Annotated in this window: 27 protein-coding genes; 25 read left to right on the top strand and 2 right to left on the bottom strand. The window is 41.8% G+C overall.

The window, feature by feature from the left end:
- Positions 1 to 9 precede the first annotated feature (9 nt).
- The 8 genes from OIT90_RS06160 to ypjB all read left to right on the top strand — a co-directional run bounded on the left by OIT90_RS06160 (position 10) and on the right by ypjB (position 6,104).
- A complete protein-coding gene (locus OIT90_RS06160) occupies positions 10 to 1,281 on the top strand; it encodes a tetratricopeptide repeat protein (RefSeq protein ID WP_039179527.1) in 1,272 nt (423 codons plus the stop codon).
- A 75-nt stretch (positions 1,282 to 1,356) separates the two neighbouring features.
- Positions 1,357 to 1,896, top strand: a complete 540-nt coding sequence (locus tag OIT90_RS06155) for a ReoY family proteolytic degradation factor (RefSeq protein WP_008344562.1) — start codon at positions 1,357 to 1,359, stop codon at positions 1,894 to 1,896.
- Positions 1,897 to 1,957: 61 nt separating this feature from the next.
- Positions 1,958 to 2,404 carry a YpiF family protein gene (locus OIT90_RS06150; protein WP_064497527.1) on the top strand — a complete coding sequence of 149 codons (447 nt, stop codon included), beginning with the start codon at positions 1,958 to 1,960 and terminating at the stop codon, positions 2,402 to 2,404.
- Between the two features lie 144 nt (positions 2,405 to 2,548).
- The gene (locus OIT90_RS06145; protein ID WP_007500911.1) at positions 2,549 to 3,055 is read left to right on the top strand and encodes a ubiquinol-cytochrome c reductase iron-sulfur subunit; all 507 of its coding nucleotides are present in this window, start codon (positions 2,549 to 2,551) and stop codon (positions 3,053 to 3,055) included.
- 2 nt (positions 3,056 to 3,057) lie between these two features.
- Entirely contained in the window at positions 3,058 to 3,732 is a 675-nt protein-coding gene (qcrB, locus tag OIT90_RS06140) for a menaquinol-cytochrome c reductase cytochrome b subunit (protein ID WP_003215804.1), read from the top strand.
- 41 nt (positions 3,733 to 3,773) lie between these two features.
- Complete coding sequence (locus tag OIT90_RS06135; protein WP_039179522.1) at positions 3,774 to 4,541, top strand: menaquinol-cytochrome c reductase cytochrome b/c subunit; 768 nt, start codon at positions 3,774 to 3,776, stop codon at positions 4,539 to 4,541.
- A 100-nt stretch (positions 4,542 to 4,641) separates the two neighbouring features.
- Positions 4,642 to 5,235 (top strand): lipoprotein heptaprenylglyceryl N-acetyltransferase LhaT, encoded by a 594-nt coding sequence (lhaT, locus tag OIT90_RS06130; RefSeq protein WP_474253342.1) that lies wholly within the window; start codon positions 4,642 to 4,644, stop codon positions 5,233 to 5,235.
- Positions 5,236 to 5,300: 65 nt separating this feature from the next.
- Entirely contained in the window at positions 5,301 to 6,104 is an 804-nt protein-coding gene (ypjB, locus tag OIT90_RS06125; RefSeq protein WP_034280441.1) for a sporulation protein YpjB, read from the top strand.
- A gap of 30 nt (positions 6,105 to 6,134) precedes the next feature.
- On the opposite strand, the gene OIT90_RS06120 is transcribed toward ypjB, so the two are convergent.
- A complete protein-coding gene (locus tag OIT90_RS06120) occupies positions 6,135 to 7,007 on the bottom strand; it encodes a YitT family protein (protein ID WP_024422789.1) in 873 nt (290 codons plus the stop codon).
- 137 nt (positions 7,008 to 7,144) lie between these two features.
- Between OIT90_RS06120 and OIT90_RS06115 the strand changes: the two genes are divergently transcribed.
- From OIT90_RS06115 to OIT90_RS06035, 17 genes are all read left to right on the top strand, one after another.
- Positions 7,145 to 7,480 carry a nucleotide pyrophosphohydrolase gene (locus OIT90_RS06115; RefSeq protein WP_024422788.1) on the top strand — a complete coding sequence of 112 codons (336 nt, stop codon included), beginning with the start codon at positions 7,145 to 7,147 and terminating at the stop codon, positions 7,478 to 7,480.
- 5 nt (positions 7,481 to 7,485) lie between these two features.
- Positions 7,486 to 8,289, top strand: a complete 804-nt coding sequence (dapB, locus tag OIT90_RS06110) for a 4-hydroxy-tetrahydrodipicolinate reductase (protein WP_039179514.1) — start codon at positions 7,486 to 7,488, stop codon at positions 8,287 to 8,289.
- 17 nt (positions 8,290 to 8,306) lie between these two features.
- On the top strand, positions 8,307 to 8,726 hold the full coding sequence (gene mgsA / locus OIT90_RS06105; protein WP_034280445.1) for a methylglyoxal synthase: 420 nt from the start codon (positions 8,307 to 8,309) through the stop codon (positions 8,724 to 8,726).
- Positions 8,713 to 9,417, top strand: coding sequence for a bacillithiol biosynthesis deacetylase BshB1 (gene bshB1 / locus OIT90_RS06100; RefSeq protein ID WP_474892364.1), 705 nt, complete (start codon positions 8,713 to 8,715; stop codon positions 9,415 to 9,417). The genes mgsA and bshB1 overlap by 14 nt, the downstream gene beginning before the upstream one ends.
- Positions 9,418 to 9,419: 2 nt before the next feature.
- Positions 9,420 to 10,565, top strand: coding sequence for an N-acetyl-alpha-D-glucosaminyl L-malate synthase BshA (gene bshA / locus OIT90_RS06095; protein WP_039179506.1), 1,146 nt, complete (start codon positions 9,420 to 9,422; stop codon positions 10,563 to 10,565).
- Positions 10,558 to 11,760: a CCA tRNA nucleotidyltransferase gene (locus OIT90_RS06090; protein WP_474892363.1), complete on the top strand. Its 1,203-nt coding sequence runs from the start codon at positions 10,558 to 10,560 to the stop codon at positions 11,758 to 11,760. The genes bshA and OIT90_RS06090 overlap by 8 nt, the downstream gene beginning before the upstream one ends.
- Entirely contained in the window at positions 11,733 to 12,716 is a 984-nt protein-coding gene (locus tag OIT90_RS06085) for a biotin--[acetyl-CoA-carboxylase] ligase (RefSeq protein ID WP_474892362.1), read from the top strand. Before OIT90_RS06090 ends, OIT90_RS06085 begins: the two co-directional genes overlap by 28 nt.
- Before the next feature lie 198 nt (positions 12,717 to 12,914).
- Positions 12,915 to 13,754 (top strand): 3-methyl-2-oxobutanoate hydroxymethyltransferase, encoded by an 840-nt coding sequence (gene panB, locus OIT90_RS06080; protein WP_024422781.1) that lies wholly within the window; start codon positions 12,915 to 12,917, stop codon positions 13,752 to 13,754.
- The gene (panC, locus tag OIT90_RS06075; protein ID WP_474892361.1) at positions 13,751 to 14,617 is read left to right on the top strand and encodes a pantoate--beta-alanine ligase; all 867 of its coding nucleotides are present in this window, start codon (positions 13,751 to 13,753) and stop codon (positions 14,615 to 14,617) included. The genes panB and panC overlap by 4 nt, the downstream gene beginning before the upstream one ends.
- Positions 14,610 to 14,993: an aspartate 1-decarboxylase gene (gene panD, locus OIT90_RS06070; RefSeq protein WP_024422780.1), complete on the top strand. Its 384-nt coding sequence runs from the start codon at positions 14,610 to 14,612 to the stop codon at positions 14,991 to 14,993. The genes panC and panD overlap by 8 nt, the downstream gene beginning before the upstream one ends.
- Before the next feature lie 114 nt (positions 14,994 to 15,107).
- Positions 15,108 to 17,900, top strand: a complete 2,793-nt coding sequence (dinG, locus tag OIT90_RS06065) for an ATP-dependent DNA helicase DinG (protein ID WP_474892360.1) — start codon at positions 15,108 to 15,110, stop codon at positions 17,898 to 17,900.
- Positions 17,901 to 18,032: 132 nt separating this feature from the next.
- Positions 18,033 to 18,203 (top strand): YpmA family protein, encoded by a 171-nt coding sequence (locus OIT90_RS06060; RefSeq protein WP_064497519.1) that lies wholly within the window; start codon positions 18,033 to 18,035, stop codon positions 18,201 to 18,203.
- A 12-nt stretch (positions 18,204 to 18,215) separates the two neighbouring features.
- Positions 18,216 to 18,701 carry a cell wall elongation/penicillin-binding protein regulator TseB gene (gene tseB / locus OIT90_RS06055; protein WP_039179489.1) on the top strand — a complete coding sequence of 162 codons (486 nt, stop codon included), beginning with the start codon at positions 18,216 to 18,218 and terminating at the stop codon, positions 18,699 to 18,701.
- Between the two features lie 115 nt (positions 18,702 to 18,816).
- Positions 18,817 to 20,109, top strand: a complete 1,293-nt coding sequence (gene asnS, locus OIT90_RS06050; protein WP_474892359.1) for an asparagine--tRNA ligase — start codon at positions 18,817 to 18,819, stop codon at positions 20,107 to 20,109.
- Positions 20,110 to 20,208: 99 nt separating this feature from the next.
- Complete coding sequence (locus OIT90_RS06045) at positions 20,209 to 20,913, top strand: DnaD domain-containing protein (protein WP_474892358.1); 705 nt, start codon at positions 20,209 to 20,211, stop codon at positions 20,911 to 20,913.
- A 17-nt stretch (positions 20,914 to 20,930) separates the two neighbouring features.
- Positions 20,931 to 21,593, top strand: a complete 663-nt coding sequence (gene nth, locus OIT90_RS06040) for an endonuclease III (RefSeq protein ID WP_024422776.1) — start codon at positions 20,931 to 20,933, stop codon at positions 21,591 to 21,593.
- Complete coding sequence (locus OIT90_RS06035; RefSeq protein ID WP_126681652.1) at positions 21,590 to 22,099, top strand: YpoC family protein; 510 nt, start codon at positions 21,590 to 21,592, stop codon at positions 22,097 to 22,099. Before nth ends, OIT90_RS06035 begins: the two co-directional genes overlap by 4 nt.
- 34 nt (positions 22,100 to 22,133) lie before the next feature.
- On the opposite strand, the gene OIT90_RS06030 is transcribed toward OIT90_RS06035, so the two are convergent.
- On the bottom strand, positions 22,134 to 24,848 hold the full coding sequence (locus OIT90_RS06030) for a PBP1A family penicillin-binding protein (RefSeq protein ID WP_126681653.1): 2,715 nt from the start codon (positions 24,846 to 24,848) through the stop codon (positions 22,134 to 22,136).
- Positions 24,849 to 24,866: the final 18 nt, after the last annotated feature.

Genomic DNA, 24,866 nt, shown 5'->3' with positions numbered 1-24,866 from the left:
CGGTTTGATTTGAATAGTTCATTACAAGAAGCCATAAAATTAGTTGAGGCGGGTGAGACTGAAAAAGGACTCCAAACACTTGCTCAAGCAGAGAAGCATTTGCATGATGAAGAAAAGGCGCAAGCGGCTCAATTATATTATGATTGGGGAGATATCGATAAAGCACGGAATCTCATCAGTGATTTACATGATTTATATCCAGAGGAAACAGGTTTAACGTGTTTTTATGCAGAGCTGCTGATTGACTCTGATGAAGAAGAGAAGGCGATTGCAGTATTAGAAACGATTCCTGAAGATGATGATGCGTACCCAGAGAGTTTATTGTTAATGGCAGATTTGTATCAGATGCAAGGACTATTTGAAGTCAGTGAACAAAAGCTTTTAAAAGCGAAAGAACTACTTCCGAATGAAGCTATCATCGATTTTGCATTAGGTGAGTTGTATTTTTCTCAAGGTCTTTCAAAGAAAGCGGCTGATTTTTTCTACAAAGTGGCAGATCAACAGCATGAGGTTGGCGGGGTCAATGTGTATCAGCGGCTTGCTGAATCACTCAGTACAGCTGGAGAATTTGAGGATGCACTTGAATGGTACGAAAAGGCAGTAAAAGATCAAGCAGACCCAAACACTCTTTTTGGCTACGGATTTACAGCGATGAGGGCTGGCAGAACAAAAACAGCCATTCAGCAGCTTACAGAACTGAAAGATATTGATCCATCCTATTCGTCACTTTATATGCCTTTAGCGAAAAGTTATGAGGAAGAAGGACTATATCACGAGGCTTTAGAGGTAGTAAAAGAGGGTATTAAAGTTGATGAGTATAACAAAGAATTATATTTATATGGTGCCAAGATTGATTTGAAAAATGGGGATTCAGAAGATGCGAAAAAACTGCTTCAAGAAGCACTTGCTCTCGATCCGGGTTATATTGAAGCAGTTCAAACATTGCTGGCGATCTATTTAAATGAAGAGCTGTTTGATGAAATTCTAGATGTTATTAAAGAGGTTAAAAGCTTTGGGGAAGATGATCCAAAATGGAATTGGTATGCAGCATCTGCTTCTGTCGGGCGAGAAGAATACAAAGAAGCTGCCGAGTATTTCAAGCTTGCCCTGCCTGATTTTGATGAGGAACGTGACTTTTTATATGAATACGCTTCGTTCCTTTTAGAAGAGGGCAGACAAAAAGAAGCATTGCCGTTATTACGCAAAGTTCTAGAGAAAGATGGCACGAATGAAGAAATTGAAGAAACGATTTTAAGAATTGAAGACGAAATTTCCTTATAGTTTGCAGGAATGAAGAACTGGTTTGTTGAATAATTCATGTATAGCAATTTAATTTACGATAGAGGAGGGAATAACATGCAGACCCCTGTTTCTGTCAATGAAAAGAAGGAATTTATCCGGTGGTTCTTAAACCATTATCAGCTAAAGCGAAGAGAGTGTGTTTGGATATTAAATTATTTAATGAGTCACGACTCTTTGATGGAAAAGGTTCATTTTGTAGAGCAAGCAGAATTTTGCCCAAGGGGAATCATCATGTCAACACACTGTGTGGATGAAGTTCCCTTTAGATTTTATAAAGAAAACATCATGACGACAGATGCTGAAAAGTCATTTCATGATATTCGTTTGAATAAACAGCAGGATTTGTTTATTCAATTGAATTTCCGTTCTGCTTATCGTTCGCCGGAATATGCAGCTGTTCTTGAAACAAATCCCCATATTCCAAAGGATCTTTATGAGAACGAAAAAGATAAGGATCTTGCTGAGAAAGTGCTTGAGCACTCAATCGCAACTTTCCAAAAAGAACGGCTAATGAAAGAGATAGATGAAGCACTTGACCGTCATGATCAAGAAACATTTAATAAGCTGGCAAAAGAATTAAGCCTATTGTCATAAACTGAACGAATAAGCCTTGCCCTATACAGGCAGGGCTTATGTCATGAAAGAGGGGAAATTGATGAAGTTTCAAGCAGAGGACGCGGATCGCTTTTTGCAATCTAAAGCTTACATTGATACCGCTATCATTCCATTAGTTGGGATTGATGCAGAGCAAATGAAACAAACCGTGTCTTTAGGAGAGTTTACTATTCTTGTAGCAGAGGAACTTGAAAGACAATTAAAAGGGCGGGTTTTTCTTTTTCCACCACATACATATTTAGAAGTGAGTGACCGGAAACAAGAAGACATACTCACAATGAAGCAGTCGCTCAAAGATCATTTTCAGCATGTCGCACTGATCACATCTGATCACCAGTGGAAAGAGCATGCTGAGATCAGCGAATCGCTATTTTTGCTCAAGCCGGTTCCGCTGGAGCATTTGAAGGTTGAATTAAAGCAAAAAGTCATTCAAGACAGTGTAGAACAAATTTTGAACTTTTTGTTACAAAAATGGAACCCTTCATAAAAACCCTTACATTTGCATTGTACATAGCTTTTTAGGATGTTGACCTTGTGAATAGATTGATATATTATGAGGGTGTCCTAGTTTTATGAAATTTTTTCTAATTCAGTTATAAAGTAGCTGACGACCTGAGGGGGGGAGAAAAAAATGAGCGAGAAGAGACATGGAGTGTCCAGGCGTCAATTTTTGAATTACACGTTGACCGGCGTGGGGGGATTTATGGCCGCTGGAATGCTCATGCCTATGGTTCGCTTTGCGCTTGACCCTGTGCTAAAAGGAACAGAGGATCAGGATATGGTTCAAGTTGTCAGTGTAGATGAACTGACAAAGGAACCGAAGCGCTTTGACTTTAAAATTGATCAAGTAGATGCATGGTATGAGTCAAAGGAATCTAGGTCAGCATGGGTGTACAAAGAAGGGGATGAAATTGTCGCTTTATCGCCAATCTGTAAACATTTAGGATGTACAGTGAACTGGAACAGTGATCCGAAAAATCCAAACAAATTTTTCTGCCCGTGCCATTATGGGCTGTACGACAAGGATGGTACAAACGTACCCGGAACTCCACCGCTTGCACCGCTTGACCATTATAAGCAGCAAGTGAAGGACGGATACCTCTATCTTGGAAAAGCTGTGCCGAAAGGGGAAGGGTAACGATGCTTAACAAGATTTACGATTGGGTAGATGAGCGGCTAGACATTACACCGATATGGAGAGATATTGCGGATCACGAGGTGCCAGAGCACGTCAATCCAGCACATCATTTCTCCGCTTTTGTGTATTGTTTTGGCGGTTTAACGTTTTTTGTGACAGTCATTCAAGTCCTGTCGGGCATGTTTTTAACGATGTATTACGTGCCGGATATTAAAAATGCCTGGGAATCTGTCTATTATTTGCAAAATGAAGTGGCATTTGGCCAGATTGTCAGAGGGATGCACCACTGGGGTGCGAGTTTAGTCATTGTGATGATGTTTTTACATACGCTAAGGGTCTTTTTCCAAGGGGCGTATAAAAAGCCTAGAGAGCTGAACTGGATTGTTGGTGTGCTCATTTTCTTTGTGATGCTTGGACTTGGTTTTACAGGTTATCTTTTACCATGGGATATGAAGGCGCTGTTTGCGACGAAGGTTGGTCTTCAAATAGCAGAAGCAACACCTTTCATTGGTAAAGAGATCAAAACGCTGCTTGCAGGTCATCCTGACATTGTAGGGGCACAAACGCTGACGAGATTCTTCGCTATCCACGTCTTTTTCTTGCCAGCGGCATTATTTGGGCTGATGGCTGCCCACTTTATTATGATTCGTAAGCAAGGAATTTCTGGACCGCTATAAAATGTTGCGTTTGATGAATGTTCAATGAGGAGGGGATGACTTTGCATAGGGGAAAAGGGATGAAGTTTGTCGGAGATTCCAGAATACCGGCAGAAAGAAAACCTAACATACCTAAAGACTATTCCGAATATCCGGGAAAAACAGAAGCCTTTTGGCCGAACTTTCTTTTAAAGGAATGGCTTGTAGGTGCCGTTTTTTTAATTGGGTTTCTTGTCCTAACTGTTGTTCATGCGCCTCCGCTTGAGCGGATGGCTGATCCGACAGATACTGGCTATATTCCGCTGCCAGACTGGTATTTCCTATTTTTGTACCAGTTATTAAAATATGAATTTGCTGCAGGTAGCTTCACTGTCGTTGGCGCGATGATTATGCCTGGAATCGCGTTTGGTGCACTTTTGCTCGCACCATTTCTTGATTCAGGTCCAGAACGCAGACCGTATAGAAGACCAATTGCAGTCGGGATGATGATCCTTGCAGTCGGCGCAGCAACGTATTTAACGTGGGAGTCTGTTGCAACCCATGATTGGGAAGCAGCGGCAAAACAAGGTGAGATTAAGAAAGAAGCAGAGATTGATACCTCAGCTGAAGAGTATAAAATTTATCAAGAGCAGACATGTATCTCCTGTCACGGGGATAACATGCAGGGCGGAGCAGCCGGACCGTCACTCGTTGACAACGGTCTTTCGCCTGAGGAGATCGCTAAAATCGCTGTAGAAGGAAAAGGCAACATGCCTAAGGGTGTCTTTAAAGGCAGTGATGAAGAACTCGAGAAGCTCTCTAAATATTTATCTGAGGTCAAATCAAAATAATTCAGTTGTTTAAATGCAAGTACAAGGATATACTCAAAAGAGAAAAAGCTGGCGCTGTCAGCTTTTTTCTGATTTTAACAGATCGTGAGTGAAGAGACATATGAGATGGATTCAATATTTGCTAGCGACGCGCTACATGCTTGTGCTGGTGCTTATGATCAATTTCCTTGGCACTGTTTATGGATACTATTGGTATATTCCGCAGCTCGTAGAGACGCCGGCTGTCTTTTTAGCTTTTGTACCAGACAGTCCAACGGCCAGCTTTTTCTTTTTATTTGTATTACTTGCGTTTTTGATGAAACGAAATGCTCCTTATTTAGAAGCACTTGCTCTTGTGACCTTGATTAAATATGGGCTATGGGCGGTAGGAATGAATATCTTTGTGCTTTTATCTGTTGATGATTTTCCGTGGGAAGGCTACATGCTGATTGGGTCTCACTTTGCGATGGCGGTTCAGGCCGTATTGTTTGCGCCGTATTATCGTTTTCAAATGCGTCATCTCGTGGTAGCGGGAATTTGGATTTTACATAACGATGTGATTGATTATGTATTTGGTATGATGCCGCGTTATTCTATGCTGTCTGCCTATTCAAACGAGATCGGCTATGCGACGTTTTGGTTAAGTATCGCGGTTCTTCTTGTTTCGTATTATCTCGTTCTATCGAAAAAATCGGTCAAGCTGGAACTCCCTTAACAATGTTGGTCTAACCTTGTCCTTTTCTTCATACGCTGTATGGAGAAGGGCTAGGAGGGACTTGCATGAAACGAAAGCCAATCGCGATGATTCTATTATTTTTTCTCGTATTACATCCGGCTGTTGCCAAAGGTGAGGAAACAGCTGCTAACACGCTGCAAGAATTAACGGAACTATCAGATTCCATCTTTCAATTAACGAGACAAGCTAAATATGATGAGGCATTACAAGTCGCATTGTATGTTGAAAAGACATTTAAAGCTGAGAATTGGCGTGGAACTTTGACGAATACGCAGATTCGGCAAATTACACTTGGCTATCAAGATATGATAAAAGGGCTGCCGCAGGAAGAATTGAATGAGCGCGAAAAGCTTCGTTATGCTTCTCAATTTAGAATGCTGCTTGATGCGATCCAGTCGGATTCTGAGCCTCTTTGGGGTTCGCTCGAGAAGCCCATTATGGGGTCTTTTCCTACTTTGAAAAAAGAAGTGAAAGATCCAGAATCAACGACATTTTATGAAACTTGGAATGAGCTGGTTTCTTTATACGATATGATCTATCCGAGTTTAACCATTGATATTTCGCCTGAAAAGCTCCAGACGATTAAGCAGCACATGGAAGTGATTGAGCAAGGTGAATTTTTAAAAGCATCAAGTGGGACAAAGCTTGAACGTCTCACGAAGCTGGAAGAGGATTTATCGAGTGTGTTTGCTCACGTCGATGAAGATGAAGCTGATCCATCGCTTTTATGGGTCATCTTAACAACCGGGAGTATCATTTTATTAACGTTAACGTATGTTGGATTTCGAAAATATCGTGCTGAAAAAGAAAAGAAGCAAAAACGTCAGGCTGATTATCCTAAATCATAAAAAAAGAAGCCCAAAACTGGTGCTTCTTTTTTAATGCGGGTTGAGCGGCTTTTTGTGTTCATCTAATGTAAAACCTTCGCCGAGTACATCATGCACGTCACTGACAGATACGAACGCATGAGGATCGACTGAGGTCACGACGCTTTTGAGGTGGACAAGCTCGTTTTTCGGAACGACGCAATAAAGGACGTTGCGCTCCTGCTTCGTATAGGAACCGACCCCTTTTAAGATGGTGACACCGCGCTCCATTTCATCCGTGATTTTCTTTTGAATGATGTCATCTTTTTCAGAGATAATCATGGCGCCTTTGGCAGCGTAAGCGCCTTCTTGCATGAAGTCAATGACCTTCGCAGCAACAAATACTGCGACAAGTGTATACATCGCTTCTTTATAGTTTAAGTAGGTAAGAGAAATGGTAATGACGCATGCGTCGAAGATGAACATTGTTCGTCCCATGGCCACCTGATAATGCTTGTTGATCAGCCTTGCAATGATGTCTACACCGCCTGTTGTACCGCCGAATTTAAAGATGATCCCGAGGCCTGTTCCGATAAACACACCTGCAAAGAGGGCGGCTAAGGCTAAATCGTGCTGGAGAGGCATATGTATTTGAAAGCGCTGGAAGATGGCAAGAAAGACAGAAAGACTGACTGTGCCTACAATTGTATAAGTAAACATCGTTCTGCCGAGCATTTTCCAGCCAATAAAAAAGATCGGAATGTTTAAGACAAGGTTTGAAATAGATGGGTCAATGTGAAATAGAAAATATAAAAGCAGTGTAATACCTGTAAATCCGCCTTCCGCCAAATTGTTCTGCATATTAAAATGAACAAGACCGAAAGAAAAAATCGCAGATCCTATTAAAATAAATACGATATTTTTAAGACGAATTTCTTTTAGCAAGAGATCACTCCTTTTTTTGCTTAGACAGCGATAATATTATATGGTATGGGAGAGAAACAAGCAAACTGAGTTTTAAACATTTGTCAAATATTTATGATTTCGCTAACATGTAAGAGATGGATAGGAGGATGAGCTTCATGACGAAAGAAAAAACGCTGCGTCACGTGCAGCAAGAAGTAGATGATTACATAGGACAATTTAAAGAAGGCTATTTCAGCCCGCTTGCCATGATGGCCCGTCTGACAGAAGAATTGGGAGAGCTGGCAAGAGAGGTTAACCATTACTATGGAGAAAAGCCGAAAAAAACAACGGAAACAGAAAAAAGTATGGAAGAAGAAATAGGCGATGTATTGTTTGTGTTAACATGCCTCGCTAATTCACTTGATATTTCACTAGAAGAAGCACATGACCGTGTGATGCATAAATTCAACACAAGAGATAAAGACCGCTGGACGAAAAAAGAAGGGAAGTAGAGACGATGACGAACGAAACCATCAAAGTAGTAATCGCTGGAGCAAGAGGAAGAATGGGGATAGAAGCTGTGAAGCTGGCGGAAGAAACAGGCCATTTTCAGCTGGTGGCCGCACTTGATCACGTGCATGAAGGAAAAAAATTATCTGATGTGATCCATACGACCTCTCATGCGCCAATTTATACGGATATTGATGTGTGTCTTTCAGAAACAGCACCAGATGTATTAATTGATCTGACGACACCAGAAATCGGGAAAGTACATACAAAAAAAGCACTTGAACATGGCGTGCGTCCAGTCGTAGGCACAACTGGATTTTCAGAAGATGACCTAAAAGAGCTTCAGCAATTAACAGAAGAAAAGGGCATAGGCTGTATTATTGCGCCAAACTTTGCTGTCGGTGCAGTCTTAATGATGAAATTTGCCAAAATGGCCGCGAATTATTTTCCTGACGTTGAAATCATTGAGCTTCACCATGATAAAAAACTAGATGCCCCAAGCGGTACGGGCTTAAAAACGGCTGAAATGATTGCAGAAGTAAGAGAAAGCAAAAAGCAGGGACATCCAGAAGAGAAAGAATTGATCGAAGGGGCACGAGGAGCAGATTATGATGGTATCCGTCTTCACAGCGTGAGACTTCCTGGTATGATTGCACATCAAGAAGTGCTGTTTGGAATGGACGGGCAGACGCTCACCATTCGTCATGATTCTTATAACCGTGCATCCTTTATGTCAGGCGTGAAGCTTTCTGTGGAACAGGTCATGCACATTGATCAGCTCGTCTATGGTTTAGAAAATATCATCGACTAATAAGGAGTGGATTCCTGATGAACATTGCTTTAATCGCTCACGATAAGAAAAAAAGTGACATGATACAGTTTGCCACCGCGTACCGTGATATTTTGGCAGATCATACACTTTACGCAACAGGGACAACAGGTTTGAGGGTGAAAGAAGCGACGGGGCTTCCCATTCATCGTTTCCAGTCAGGACCACTTGGGGGAGATCAGCAGATCGGTGCTTTAATTGCTGATAATGCAATGGATCTTGTGCTCTTTTTTAGAGACCCGCTAACTGCGCAGCCGCATGAGCCAGATGTATCTGCACTCATCCGGCTTTGCGATGTGTATACCATTCCATTAGCAACCAATATGGGAACCGCTGAAATTTTAGTCAGGAATTTAAATAAAGGTACGTTTGATTTTCGAGATGTAGCAAAAAACGGAGGAACAAATGAAACGACTTGATATCCTTGCATTCGGTGCCCATAGCGATGATGTAGAGATCGGAATGGGCGGAACGATTGCAAAATACGTGAAAAAAGGGGCGCGCGTCGGAATTTGCGACTTGACCCAGGCCGAATTATCTTCAAATGGAGCGGTAGAGAGCCGCAAAGAAGAAGCAAAAGCCGCCGCCGCTATTTTAGGTGTCAGAGCGAGAATCCAGCTCACACTGCCAGATAGAGGGCTGTATCTAAATGACGAAGCGATGAAGGAAATTGCGGGCGTGATTCGAACATACAAACCGAAACTGATTTTCGCTCCGCACCACCAAGATCGGCATCCAGATCATGGCCATGCGGGCTCACTTGTAGAAGAGGCCGCTTTTTCTGCAGGCATACATAAATTTGAAGATTCATACAAGCAGCCAGCGCATAAAATAAGCCAAATGTATTATTACATGATTAATGGGCACCATCGTCCAGATTTTGTGATCGATATTTCTGAGGAAATGCACCAAAAAATTGATAGCTTGCATGCGTATAAAAGTCAATTTGTTAAATCGGCAAATTCAGTAGAAACACCTCTTGTGAACGGTTATATTGATTTTGTCAAAATGAGAGAGTCTATGTATGGAAGAGAAGTCAACAAAGCTTATGCAGAAGGGTTTATCACAAAGAAACCACTTTTGATGGACGATGACTTACTTGGGGGGTAATTATGAAAAAACTGAAGGTCGGAATTACATGTTATCCAAGTGTCGGCGGATCGGGCATTATAGCCACGGAGCTTGGAAAACGTTTAGCTGAAAAAGGGCACGATGTTCATTTCATTACCTCTAGCATTCCGTTTAGGCTTAATAAAGTATATCCGAATATTTATTTTCATGAGGTGGATGTGAATCAATATGCTGTTTTTCAATATCCACCTTATGACCTTGCGCTGGCAAGTAAATTGGCAGAAGTCGCAAAACGAGAAAAGCTTGATATTATTCACGCGCATTATGCGGTCCCGCACGCTGTCTGTGCGTTTCTAGCCAAACAAATGACTGGACACTCTGTGAAAGTCGTTACGACGCTTCATGGAACGGATATTACGGTTTTAGGCTATGATCCATCATTAAAGGAAGTCATTCGGTTCGCCATCGAATCATCGGATCGTGTGACGGCGGTGTCGCATTCATTAGCTGCGCAGACGTACGATCTCATCAAACCAGATAAAAAGATTGATACGATTCATAATTTTGTTGATGAACGGGTGTATTTGCGTGAAGATCACGATTTGCTAAAGACACATTATGGTCTTTTACCGAACGAAAAAGTTATCATCCATGTATCAAACTTTCGAAAAGTGAAACGGGTGCATGATGTGATTCATGTGTTTCAAAAGATTTCTGAACAGGTGCAGGCAAAGCTACTGCTCATTGGTGATGGTCCTGAAAAATCGGTCGTATGCGAACTTGTGAAAAAACTGGGACTGACAGACCGCGTGTTGTTTTTAGGCAAGCAAGAGAAGGTTGAGGAGCTTTATTCAATAAGTGATTTGAAGCTGCTTCTTTCAGAGAAGGAGAGCTTTGGGCTTGTGCTTCTTGAAGCAATGGCGTGCGGTGTCCCTTGTATCGGAACGGATGTCGGAGGTATTCCAGAGGTCATTACACATGGAGAAACAGGGTTTCTTGTCCCGCTCGGCGATATAGACGGAGCAGCAAAGCACGCAGTGTCTCTGCTAAAAGACGAAGCGCTTCATGAAAAAGTGTCGGCGGCAGCTCAGTCTAGTGTTCAGGCTCATTTCTCCTCTGAAAAGATTGTGAGTGAATATGAAAAGCTTTACCTAGAATTGATCGAAGGTGATGTTGAAGATGAATGAACCATTCACACATGCGATCCCTATATTACATACACTGCACGAACATGGGCATCAGGCTTACTTTGTCGGCGGAGCGGTGAGAGATGTTCTATTAGGACGAGAAATCGGCGATATCGATATTGCGACAGATGCAACACCTGATAAGGTTGAGTCCTTATTTGAAAAAACAGTAGATGTCGGTAAGGAGCATGGCACTGTCATTGTGTTACATGAGGGTGTCAGCTATGAGGTCACGACATTTCGAACGGAATCAGAATATGAAGATTTTCGCAGACCGAAAGAAGTGGCGTTTATCAAGTCGCTTAAGGAAGATCTTTTAAGAAGAGATTTAACGATTAATGCGATGGCTATGGATATAAACGGGGAAATCATTGATCATGTAGGTGGTAAACAGGATATTAAGCGGAAACGAATTCAAACCGTCGGAGATCCTGCGTGCCGCTTTCAAGAAGATGCGCTTCGTATGATGAGAGCTGTCCGTTTTTTAAGCCAGCTTGGCTTTGAGCTGGCAGATGAGACGGCTGAAGCAATGAAAAAAGATAAACATCTGCTTGCCAACATATCGGTTGAGCGCAAAAAGATTGAAATGGAGAAGCTTTTAAAAGGCCGTCATTGTGAGCAGGCCATTCAAGTGCTCATCTCAACTAAGTTATATGAAGAATTACCAGGTCTCAAAGAGGATCGTCTTCACGAATCCTTTCAATCCTTTCCATATTACTTACTGGATGGACTAGAAGAGGTATGGGGGGCTTGTATCCATTTGCTTGGCCTAGATGAAGTGGAGGCTGCGGTCTTCTTAAAAGAATGGAAGCTGTCAACGAAGCTTTTGAAAGACGCAATAGCTATTAGTAAATACGTTGATTGTGACTGGGATGCGGAAAATATGTTTGAAGCTGGTGAACACGTGCTCTTATCTAGTTTGAAAATCACGCAGCTAAAACATGAACGCCGCATTTTCTTTGATGAGCTGGAGGCAGCGAAGCGTTCTTATGATGCACTGCCGATTAAAAAGCTCCAAGACCTCGCTGTTTCAGGAAAAGATTTAATGGCCTTTCGGCAAAAGACGTCTGGGAAATGGATTGCAGAAGAGCTTCATTTTGTGAAAAAAGCTGTTTTGCAAAACCGTTTAGAAAACCGAAAAGAAGCCATAGAGGAGTGGCTTAAAGCATGCGATCTGCAATTAGAAAACGATTAATTGAACTATTTACAGCATCCAGCCAGGATTTTGTCTCAAGTCAGCAAATTTGTGATGAGCTTGGCTGCTCCCGAACGGCTGTATGGAAGCATATGGAGGATTTGCGAAAAGAGGGGTATGAGGTAGAAGCGGTCAGAAGAAAAGGATACCGTCTGCTTCGTAAACCGGACAAAATTAGTGAGGACGAAATTCTGTTTGGTCTTGAAACAGAGAGCTTCGGCAGGCATATTTACTTTCAGAAAGAAGTCGCTTCAACTCAGCTGATTGCCCATGATCTTGTAAATGAAGGTGCGCCCCACGGCACGATCGTTGTCAGCGATCACCAGACAGACGGAAAAGGACGCCTTCAAAGAACGTGGCATTCACCAAATGGGACAGGCATTTGGATGAGTCTCATTCTCCGGCCTGAGATCCCGCTCTATAAAGCGCCGCAAATGACGCTTTTGGCATCAGTAGCCATCGCAGAGGCGATTGCGCAGCAAACAGGACTCACTCCATCTATTAAATGGCCAAACGATATTTTGTTGAATGGAAAAAAGGCCGTTGGCATTCTGACTGAATTAAAAGCAGAAGCTGACCAGGTTCATGCGGTCATTATTGGACCGGGCATAAATGTGAACCAAACAGCTGATGACTTCCCAGCTGAACTAAAGGATGTCGCCACAAGTCTGCGAATGGAACTGAATGAAAAAGTGGATCGGGCTGCACTCATACAACAGATCATGTCCACCTTTGAAAAAAGGTATGATGATTATATGAAGCAAGGATTTGCACCAATTAAACAACTATGGGAATCGTTTGCGATGACGATCGGTCAACATATTGTTGCCCGCACCGTTAATGGGCAATATACGGGGAAGGCGCTTGGAATCAATGAAGAAGGTGTTTTATTGCTTGAAACGGAGGACGGTATCCAAAAAATCTACTCGGCAGACATTGAGATCAAGTCAACTTGAGTGGAACACCCGGCACATTTTTGATATACTTCGTGTGGGCAGTATCTGCAAAGAACTGTACCTGTTAGGAAGAAAAAATTTGATAAATTTCTGCCTTGATCCTAAGGGACTTGGACAGAGGGATGATTCGCCGCACATGAGAAATCAAAGCATGTGATGTGAGGCAAGCCATCTCCTCTCCAGAATGAGGAGGAACAAATGAAGACAAAGCTAGATTTTTTCAAAATGAAAGAACAAAATGAACCTATTGTGATGCTGACTGCATACGACTATCCAGCTGCAAAGCAAGCGGAAAAAGCGGAAGTCGACATGATCTTAGTTGGTGATTCACTTGGGATGGTTGTACTTGGACTAGATTCCACAGTTCAAGTCACGATGGATGATATGATCCATCACACCAAAGCAGTGAAAAGAGGCGCAAAAGACACATTTGTTGTGACTGATATGCCATTTATGTCTTACCATTATTCGTTAGAAGAAACAATGAAAAATGCAGCACGCATCATGCAAGAAAGCGGTGCCGATGCCTTAAAGCTAGAAGGCGGAGATGGAGTATTTGAATCCATTCAAGCTCTAACAAGAGGCGGCATTCCTGTCGTCAGTCATTTAGGCCTCACACCTCAATCAGTTGGTGTACTTGGCGGGTATAAGGTGCAAGGAAAAGACCACGAAAGTGCTCAAAAATTGATTGAAGACAGCTTGAAATGTGAGGAAGCTGGTGCAATCGCACTTGTGCTGGAATGCGTACCTGGCGAACTGACAAAACGAATTACCGATATGCTGAAGATTCCTGTGATCGGAATTGGTGCAGGAGCTGAGGCAGACGGACAAGTTCTCGTTTACCATGATGTGGTTGGATACGGGGTGTCTAGAACACCTAAGTTTGTGAAACAATACGCGCAAATTGATACTGTTTTAGAAGAAGCGCTCATTCAATATACAAAAGAAGTAAAAGCACGCACATTTCCAGAGGACATGCACACGTTTCATATCAAAGAAGAAGTCCTTGATGGCTTATATGGGGGAATCAAAAAATGAACGTTGTCACCCATATTCACGAGCTAAAAGAATTAATCAAGCAGCATCAAGATAAGCAGCATTCCATCGGTTTTGTTCCAACGATGGGCTTTCTTCATGAAGGACATCTGACGCTTGCGAAGGAGGCAAGAGGACAAAATGACATTGTCGTGATGAGTATTTTTGTCAATCCTTTGCAATTTGGACCAAATGAAGACTTTGAATCCTATCCAAGGGATATGGAAAGAGACCAGCGTCTTGCAGAAGCAGCAGGAGTGGACATTTTATTTACACCTGATGTGAAGGAAATGTACCAAAACGAACCATCTATTACGATGACGGTTCAAAAGCGGACGGATGTGTTATGCGGAAAAAAACGTCCAGGACATTTTGACGGCGTTGTCACTGTGCTTACAAAGCTGTTTCATCTTGTGTCACCAACAAATGTCTACTTTGGTCTAAAGGATGCACAGCAAGTCGCTGTGATTGACGCGATGATCAAGGATTTCTTCTTTGATCTTCACCTTGTATCTGTACCAACAGTCAGAGAAGAAGACGGTTTAGCGAAAAGCTCAAGGAATGTGTACTTGTCAGAAAAAGAAAGACAAGAAGCACCTGCTTTATACCGCGCATTAACAAAAGGACGGTCAGCTGTTGAAAAAGGTGAACGTGATGTCAGCCGTGTGTATCAGCTGATTGAAGAGGAACTTGTTCAGACGAGCGGGGAAATTGATTATATTGAGATCTACTCATATCCAGAACTTGAGCCGCTTGAACAGTTAACAGGTCAAGTCATTATGGCGATTGCGGTGAAATTTTCACGGTCAAGACTGATTGATAATGTGATTTTCCATGTTCCTGAAAGCGGTGAAAAACATGTATAGAACCTTTATGACATCTAAGCTTCATAAAGCGACGGTAACAGAAGCAAACTTACATTATGTAGGAAGTATTACAATTGACGAAGATTTACTTGATGCGGCAGGTATGATGGCAAATGAGAAAGTACAAATTGTCAATAATCATAATGGCGCGAGACTTGAAACATATATTATTCCTGGCGAAAGAAAGAGCGGTGTCATTTGTCTAAATGGTGCGGCGGCGAGATTGGTTCAGCCAGGGGATGAAGTCATTATTATCGCTTATGGGATGCTGTCAGAAGAAGAAGCAAAGACACATACACCAAAAGTGGTCGTGTTAAATAAACAAAATCAAATTGAGCAAATGATTGGGCAAGAGCCTGCGAGAACGATTTTATAACGCAAGCTCCGTAGAAACAGAACAGTTTCAGGAAGAGAAGCTGTTCTGTTTCATCTATTTTGTCCAGAGCGTGTTTCACTTCAGGGTGAAACGAGGAATTGAGGTGTCCATTTTATGACCGATCAAAGGTTTGTTGTCGTTGATATTGAAACCACCGGGAATTCACCTAAAAAAGGTGATAAAATCATTCAAATAGCTGCGGTGGTCATTGAAAATGGACAAATTGTCGAACGGTATTCAAAATATGTGAACCCGGGAAAAGCAATTCCTGGATTTATTGAACAGCTGACAGGCATTCAGCAGCACATGGTTGACGATGCAGTGTTTTTTGAGGACATTGCCCAAGAGGTGTATGATCTCATACAGGGTGCTTATTTTGTTGCGCACAATGTTCATTTTGATTTGAATTTTTTAAATGATGAACTAAAAGCATGCGGGAAAAATGAGCTGGATGTGCTAGCAATTGATACAGTTGAGATTTCTAGAATTCTTTATCCTGAGCTTGAAGGTTATAAGCTCACTGAATTAAGTGAAGAGCTCATGCTTCCACATGACCACCCGCATAGGGCGGATAGTGATGCGGAAGTTACTGCCATGTTATTTTTAACTTTATTACATCAATTAAAACATACACCGCAAAATGTGCTGAAGCAGCTGCGCAGATTATCCCCTTATCTCCTAAGTGATATAGGACTCTTAATTAAGCAGCTTGAAACGAGTCATGCCAGCCTGGAAGATTCTTTGGTGGAAGTCGGCTCTTTTTCTGTAAAAGATGTCACGAATTCTATCAGTAGGGCGACACATTCAGTAGGTGAAGATGATGAACAGCTGTTTGAGGAAATTAAAAAGAAGCTGCCGCAAACGGTAGAAGGCTATGAAGTAAGAGAAGGCCAGCTTACGATGATGAATAAAGTGAGAGACGTGTTTCATGAACGAGCCTATGCATTAATTGAAGCGGCACCAGGTATTGGGAAAACGCTCGCTTACCTCATCCCAGCTGCTTTAGAAGCGAGGAAATCAGGAAAACCTGTCATTATTAGTACATATTCCATCCTGTTGCAGCAGCAAATGCTTCAGCGCGATGTGCCGATGTTGAATCAACTGCTCCCGTTTGAGCCTGCTGCCTGTGTCTTTAAAGGCCGGGCGCATTATATTTGTTTAGATAAGTTTGAGCATGTGCTTCATGAGGAAGATGATAACTATGATGTGGTCTTAACGAAGGCGCAAATTTTAATGTGGCTCCTTGTAACGGAAACAGGTGATTTATCTGAACTGAATTTACCGTCAGGAGCCGCCAATATAAAAGACCGCATTTCCTGTGTACATATGCCGTTTACATCAAAAAAGCGCCGTTTTAAAGAGTATTGCTTTTATGAGCGCGCCAAAAAAAGGGCAAAAACAGCTGATTTAATTTTAACGAATCATCGTCTGCTCTTATCACAAACAGAGGCATCGTCTATCTTTCAGCATGCTGACGTATATGTGATAGACGAAGCCCATCAATTTGAGAAAACAGCCAATGAAACACTAGGGGATAGTGCGTCTTATATCCAGCTACATGCGAAATTAACGCAGCTTGGCTCCTTGCAAGGCGGACTGTTAAAGAAACTGAAAAAAAGATTTCATCATGCAGGGTTACAGACGGACACATTTATTGAAATGGATGAGTATCTGAATCAGCTTCAAATGGAAAGTGATGCTTTCTTTAGCACCGTTCATTCATTTGTGAAAAGGACAAAACCAAAAGCCGACATCAATCGTCTCATTCATAGAGTACGTCATCATTCAAAGCATGCTCAGTGGAAACGGATTAAAGAAACGGCAAGTAAGCTTTGTTCCTTGTTAATTGCTTGTGAGAAGCTGTATGAACAGCAAAAAAATGAGCTTCTTCAAAAAAGTGATCAGCTGACAGAACACTTTGCCTTTGAAGCAGAGGAATACGACCAAGTCATGTCGTTTATGCATACTTTTTGCAGTACGCTTTACCGGTTTATCTTTGAACCGAAAAACGATGAAACGGTTTGGATTGAAATTGATGCAAAGGGCGCCAAAAACGCTGTCTTTATGCATGCACAGCCGTTAGATACTGGGGAGCTTTTGGCTGATCGTTTCTTTATGAACAAAAAGAGTGTCGTCCTTACATCAGGGACGCTTACGATCAATCACCGCTTTGATTATTGCTTGGAACGGTTTGGCCTGCAAGATTTTTACCCTCATCTTGTGCAAATTGATTCACCTTTCGAACTTGAAAAGCAGCTCAAGGTCATTGTTCCGGCAGACATGCCGCCGATTACGAACCGTGATGAACGAGATTATGTAAAGCAAGCTGCGCAATATATTAAGATTATGGAAAAGCAGCAGCATGCAAAAATATTGGTTTTGTTTAATTCACATGAGATGTTAAAGGCGGTCTATGAAGAGCTAAAAACAGAAGGGATGCAGTCCGCCCTTTTTGCTCAAGGTCTGACAGGCGGAAGCCCCGTAAAATTAACGAAAATGTTCAAATTAGCAAAACAAGCTATTTTACTTGGTACGGGTAGCTTTTGGGAAGGTGTTGATTTTCCAGGCTCAGAGCTGACTACAGTCATCATGGCACGTCTTCCGTTCCGGCCGCCTGATTCTCCGCTCATTGAAGCAAAATGTGATGCAGCTAAAAAACAAGGAAAGAATCCATTTAAAGCCGTCGCTCTGCCAGAAGCTGTGTTAACCTTTAAGCAAGGAGCTGGACGCTTGCTGCGCTCTGAAAAAGACATTGGCACATTGCTGATTTTAGACCGCCGAGTGAAAACCGCTTCATATGGAAAACTATTTTTAGAATCACTCCCTCATGCGCCAGTTCACGAGATGTCAAAAGAGTCACTTGAGGCGTATATAGAAAACCTTCACAACGAAAAGCCGCTGTCATAAGCGGCCTTTAGCTGGTGTGGGTTTGGAGTTAATTTATCGTAACGGTTTTTTGTGTTCCGTTGTAAAAATAGTATCGGTTCCCGTGCAGAAAAGTATGACTAACAATATTTACGTACCGAGGAGGAATTAGAAGTGGAAAGTAAAATAGAGGTACTTTCAACTGTTCAAATTAAGCATTCAGAAGACCTGTACAAAATCGTTGATGTATTGAACAGAACGCTTAAAAGAGAAGATCTCATGTTTGGATTAGCATTAGATCAAGAAGACCAAAATCAAGCGGTATTCACGATATATCGCACATAGGGGAAGCTTGACATGAAAAAAATAGTCTGGATTATTTCATCTGTAGTGGCTCTCGTTCTGCTCATTGGCATCATCAGCTTTACGTGGATTTATCAAATTGCCATGGGGCAAAGAGAACAAGGGCATGAAGCAGCGATCGAACGAGCAAAAGAACAAGCAAACATCGTACAAGTGGAGCAAGTGGAAACCTTTGTCGGGAAAGAAAAGCAATTTATTGTTGAAGGGAAAAACAAACAGAATGAAACGACCTACGTTTGGGTTCCTGCCAGCAAAAAAGAAAAAGTGATCGCAAAAAAAGCAAAAGAAGGCATTACCTCGAATCAAGCAGTACAAGCCGTTCAAAAGGAGAACACGGTCTCTAAGCTAAAAGAAGTCAAATTAGCGAGAGAAGGTGACGTACTCCTTTGGGAAGTGACGTACTTAAATGAGAACAATCAATATAGCTTCAGCTATGTCGACTTTTCGACAGGACGCGTGGAAAAAAATTTAACACCGTAGTTTCTCCTGTCTTGCGTTGACCATGCTGATTTAGAACGGTTATAATAAAATGTATGAAAAAAGATTCACACCTGACAAATAGGTGAGTTTCTTTCTGGCTTTGGAGGGAATTATGTTGAAAACAACGATTAATCAAGTGTTCAAACACGTCGATCAAGAAGTAACCATCGGCGCATGGATTGCCAATAAACGTTCAAGCGGAAAAATTGCATTTTTGCAGTTGCGTGACGGGACAGGCTTTATTCAAGGAGTCGTAGTAAAAGCAGAAGTGGAAGAGGAAGTCTTTAAGCTTGCGAAATCAGTCACACAAGAAACATCTGTCTATGTGACAGGTCAAGTGACAAAAGATGAGCGTTCACCACTAGGTTTTGAATTACAAGTGAAATCCATTAAAGTGATTCATGAAGCGACAGATTACCCAATTACACCGAAAGAGCATGGAACAGAATTCTTAATGGATCACCGTCATTTATGGCTTCGTTCTAAAAAACAGCATGCCATTATGAAAATCCGTAACGAAATTATTCGTGCTACATATGAATATTTCCATCAAGAAGGTTTCGTGAAAGTAGATCCGCCAATTTTAACTGGAAGTGCACCTGAGGGCACAACGGAACTATTTGCTACGAAATATTTTGATGAAGATGCGTACCTTTCTCAAAGTGGTCAGCTTTACATGGAAGCTGCAGCAATGGCACTCGGAAAAGTATTCTCATTTGGCCCAACATTTAGAGCTGAAAAATCTAAAACAAAACGTCATTTAATTGAGTTTTGGATGATCGAGCCTGAGATGGCTTTTGTCGAATTCAATGAAAACCTTGAGTATCAAGAAAATTATGTATCTCATGTTGTTCAAAGTGTACTTGAAAACTGTAAAGTGGAGCTGCATACACTAGGTCGTGATACAGCGAAATTAGAAAACATCAAAGCACCATTCCCGCGCATCACTTACGATGAAGCGATTAAATTCTTGCAAGAAAAAGGCTTTGATGATATCGAATGGGGAGATGATTTCGGAGCGCCTCACGAAACAGCGATTGCCGAAAGCTATGATAAACCAGTGTTTATCACTCATTACCCAACATCATTAAAACCGTTCTATATGCAGCCAGCACCAGATCGTGAAGATGTTGTCCTTTGTGCAGACTTGATTGCACCAGAAGGCTACGGAGAGATTATTGGCGGTTCTGAGCGTGTTCATGATTTAGAGCTTCTTGAAGCAAGATTGAAAGAACATGGGCTTGATCAGGAAACTTACAAATGGTATACAGAATTAAGACAATACGGTTCTGTACCGCATTCAGGTTTTGGTCTTGGACTTGAACGTACAGTTGCTTGGATTAGTGGAGCGCCGCATGTGCGTGAAACCATTCCTTTCCCAAGATTATTAAACCGTTTATACCCTTAAGACGTGAAAGCCTCCAACAAATGGAGGCTTTTTCAAACGCCTTTTTAGGGAGGCACGTGAAATAAAACGTGATATACTTAAAATGAAGAGGTGTATCCGATGAATAGGCAGCAATTTATTAATATGCAGCAAATGGGGGCGACAAGTTTGCCTAATTTGCTGATTGCTCATTATGAGCAGTTAGGACTGAATGAATCACAGATGATGGTCATGCTCAAGATTAAAATGAATGAAGAACAAGGTGTTTTCTTTCAAACATTTGAAGAGCTTTCTCATGGAATGACCATATCAGCGGAAGAGTGCGCGTATATGGTGCAGCATCTGATTCAAAAAGGATTTATCTCAATTCAGCCATTTGAAGACAGGTCTGGTATTCAGCATGACCGTTACTCAGTAGAACCTTTATGGGGCGTGCTGTTTGACTTTTTAGAAACAAAACAGGCGAAAGAAGCTCAAAAACAACATGTGCAGGCAGAAAAATCTTTATATGCTTTATTTGAAGATGAATTCGGCAGACCGCTGTCTCCTCTTGAAGGAGAAACACTTTCGATCTGGATGGATCAAGACCATCATGATGCTGAGATGATTCGGCTAGCGCTAAGAGAAGCTGTTTTATCAGGGAAATTAAATTTCCGTTATATTGATCGAATTTTATTTGAGTGGAAAAAGAAAGGGCTGAAAACAGCGGAAGAAGCAAAAGAGCATAGCCAGCATTTCCGTTCTCAGCAGAAAACGCCACCTTCAAAAGAAGATGCGGGTACTTATAAACGACAAGTTCCTTTTTATAATTGGCTGGAACAATAACCAATAAAGGAGAAGGCATGTTATCAAAAAAACAAATCAATGAGTGTTTAGATATTATAGGAGATATGTTTCCAGAGGCGGAGTGTGAGCTTGTTCATGCCAATCCATTTGAGCTTGTGATTGCTGTTGCGCTCTCCGCTCAGTGTACAGACGTGCTTGTAAACAAAGTCACCAAAACGTTATTTCAAAAATATAAAACACCAGAAGACTATTTAAGTGTACCGCTTGAAGAACTGCAGCAAGATATTCGCTCGATTGGTCTTTATCGAAATAAGGCTAAAAACATTCAAAAGTTGAGCAAAATGCTGATTGAAGAATATGGTGGTGAAGTACCAAAGGACCGGGATGAGCTTGTCAAGCTTCCTGGGGTTGGCCGGAAAACAGCAAATGTCGTTGTTTCAGTCGCTTTTGGGGTACCGGCAATAGCAGTAGATACACATGTAGAACGAGTCAGTAAGCGTCTAGGCATCTGCCGCTGGAAGGATTCTGTGCTTGAAGTAGAGCAAACCTTGATGAAAAAGGTGCCAAAAGAAGATTGGTCTGTGACGCATCACCGCCTGATCTTTTTTGGGAGATATCATTGTAAGGCGCAGCGGCCGCAGTGCGAATCGTGTCCGCTTCTTGATATGTGCAGGGAAGGGCAGAAGAGGCTGAAAAAAGGACTGGTGAAGCTCGCATGAGCGGGGCAGCTGTTTTCACCTCATATGTCGAAAAGCTAAAAGAGAAAAAGGTAGAGATTAAAGGTGATCGAGTAGATATACTGAGAGCCAACCCGCTCGCATATGATCTATCTTCGGAACCTTTAACAGACGAGCTTCCATGGCAGGAAACAGAAGAATTTGTTCCAGTCATGTTCGAACTGTGGAACGAATTAAAAGAAAAAATGCTTCCTCGTTTCCAAACAAGGAAATCCCGCTGTGATGAAGATGATATGCTGCAAGGAATCATCAGTATGATTGCGATGTTTTACTGGATTAAAGGGGAGAGAGTCCAAACGTTTGAATGGGAACTTATCAAGCAAGAGACATTTCCTGTTGCTCCGATTAATTGGACGGAACGTTTAGAGTTCATTTTGTTAAAACCTACTCAATATCACTGCTTTATTCAATTGGACGAGCTATACACGGAATTAAAAAAGCAGTATGGAAAATATGAAGCACTTAAGAAAATCAGACAGCAGCGTTAAAAAAAGCACTTGCTCCTTGGCAAGTGCTTTTTCATTATTCATCTTCTTTACGAGAAGTAGAATTTGATGGCGAATTGGAACTTTGAGAGTTGGCTTTCGCATCATCTTTCTTTTTATCTTTATGATCAGTTTGTGAGTTGCTGTTCCCATTTGTACTGTCTGAGCCATTATCAGTAGAACCATTATTTCCGTTTTCTGTATTTCCGCCTTGGTCCTGATCCTTATCTTTATCTTGATCTTTTTTGTCATCAGGCTTTTGCTCATCAGTGCCAGGTGGCTGATTTTTGTTATCGTCTGTTTGGTCTGTCTGCTCGTCGTCAGGCTGCTGCGGTTCTTCTTCTTCTTTATTCTCATCATCCGCTTTTTCTTCTTCATCAGCGTCATCCTTAATGGTGAGGAAGGTAGAAGCCGCTTTACTTGTGACATCCTCTACAGTGGCTGTCACTTGGAATTTATATGTGGAGCCAGGCTTCACATCAGAGATGACCGCTTCTTTAGCAGAGCTGTTTTGAATCTCTTTATAGCCGCCATTATCAACCGCTTGCTTGACATTAAATGTAGCATCAGCGTCGTCAGAATAGCCCCAAGTCAGTGTAATGGATTTTTTCTCTTCATCATACACCGCTTTTAAGTCAGAAGGCTTATCGGCTTCTTTTTTCTCATATGTGTCAGACACTTTTGTTGGAACTGTTCCTTTAACAAAGTATTCTGTTGTCTTTTTGTCACTTGGTGTATTCGGTCCGGCTAATTTTGCTGGATCTGAACCTTTTTCAACCGTAGCTTCGACGACACTGTCTGGTTTTTCAAATGAGCCGCTTCCATCATCAATTTGAGAAATTAATCGCTGGAAGACGATTTTGGCAACACGCTGCTCGTAATCAGTCAGCCACATTTTACCGTCTGCATCTTTTGAATTACCGATTCCAGTCCAAACGGCTGCTGTATATTGCGGCGTATAACCGACAAACCACGAATCTTTCGCACCGCCGGAAGGGATATTGTATTTATTAATATCATCTTGTGTAAAGTTCGTTGTCCCGGTTTTACCAGCTACTTGAACGTTCGGTACTTGTGCAAGTGTACCAGTTCCAGATTGGACAGCAGTTTTCAGCATGTCTGTGATCATAAATGCTGTGTAATCACTCATCGCTGCTTTCGAGTCCGGCGTAAGGTCAAGCTTTGTCCCGTCATTAAATTCAACAGATGTGACAGCGTGCGGTTCGTTATAGTATCCGTTATTACCGAATGCACTAAATGCTCCAGCCATCTTCAGAGAGGAGACACCATCGTCAAATCCACCAATTGAGTAGGACTCTGGAATGTCAGAAGGTAAGTCCATACCTAAGTTATTAGCGAATTGAACGGCATTGTCCATGCCAGCTTCTTGGAAAGCTTTTAGAGCAGGAATGTTACGTGATTGTGCCAAAGCACTTCTCATCGACATTTTCCCTAAATGTCTTCTGTCAAAGTTATTAATCGGCGTCCCATTTGAGTACGTATATGGTGCATCATCAATTTGCTGATATGTTGACCATTTTTTGTTTTCAATGACTGGGCCGTAATCTAAGATCGGTTTGATTGTGGACCCTGGCTGGCGTTTTGCATCTGTCGCATAGTTAAAGCCGCCGGCTGGTACATCACGTCCACCGCCAATGGCGCGTATTTCACCATTTTTCGTATCAAGCAGGGTGACACCCGCCTGCATACCTTTCGTAAATCCAACTGAATCTCCATTGATGATATCATCTAGGTGATCCTGTGCTTTTCGATCAAGTGATGTATAGATTTTTAATCCATCAGTTGATGCATCCACTTTGGCTTTTTTCTGTACTTCTTCCATCACTTCTTCAATGTAGGCAGAGTACTTACTAGAGTTTTGGCTCTTATATTTACTAGCTGAAACAACTGTCTTGTTGACAGGGGTTGCTTTTGCAACATCATAATCTTTTTCAGAAATATAGCCTTGTTTTTTCATAAGGCTTAAAACGATATTACGGCGTTTTTCCGCTGCCTCTGGGTGTTTCACTGGGTTATAGGCAGAAGGACTCTGCGGCATACCTGCAAGAGTGGCAGCCTGTGCAACGGTTAGTTTATTTAAATCTGTGACTCCGAAAAATTGTTCAGCTGCTTTCCCCACACCATAAGCATAAGGGGAGAAGAAAATACGGTTTAAATACATTTCTAAAATTTCATCTTTAGAGTATTTTTGCTCAAGCTGAATCGAGAGCCATACTTCCTGTACTTTCCGTTTTAACGTCTTTTGATTGCTCAGGAGGGAGTTTTTCACAACCTGCTGTGTAATTGTACTTCCGCCTTCAGCGCCAAAGCCGTCCTCAACGTTTGCGACAAGGGCACCGCCAATACGGATTGGGTCAATCCCGTGGTGCTTATAAAAACGTGCATCTTCAGTCGCAATAAATGCGTCTTTTACCACATCGGGTATATCTTTTATCGAGACATACGTTCTTTTTTCTGCACCAACTTCTGCAAACACTTTCTTGTCTTTATCATAAAGTTTTGAAGAGTATGGTGTTTTAAGCTTACTATCATCAATAGAAGGAGCGCTTGATGCAAAAACGGCAAAAGTTGTGATTCCGGCAACTAAACAAAGTAGACCGATCACGAGTAAAGATAAAAATATTTTTTTAAATAGACCTGCTTTCTTTTTGCCTTTTTTGTTCTTTTGCTTCTTATTGTTTTCTTGACTTGCTTTACGTCGCTGCTCACGACTTGTAAATTGATCAGACATCACATCTCAACCTTTCGT

Source organism: Bacillus sp. ABR, assembly GCF_056172715.1.
Note: the sequence above shows the minus strand (reverse complement) of the source record. Positions and strands in the feature narration are given on the sequence as shown.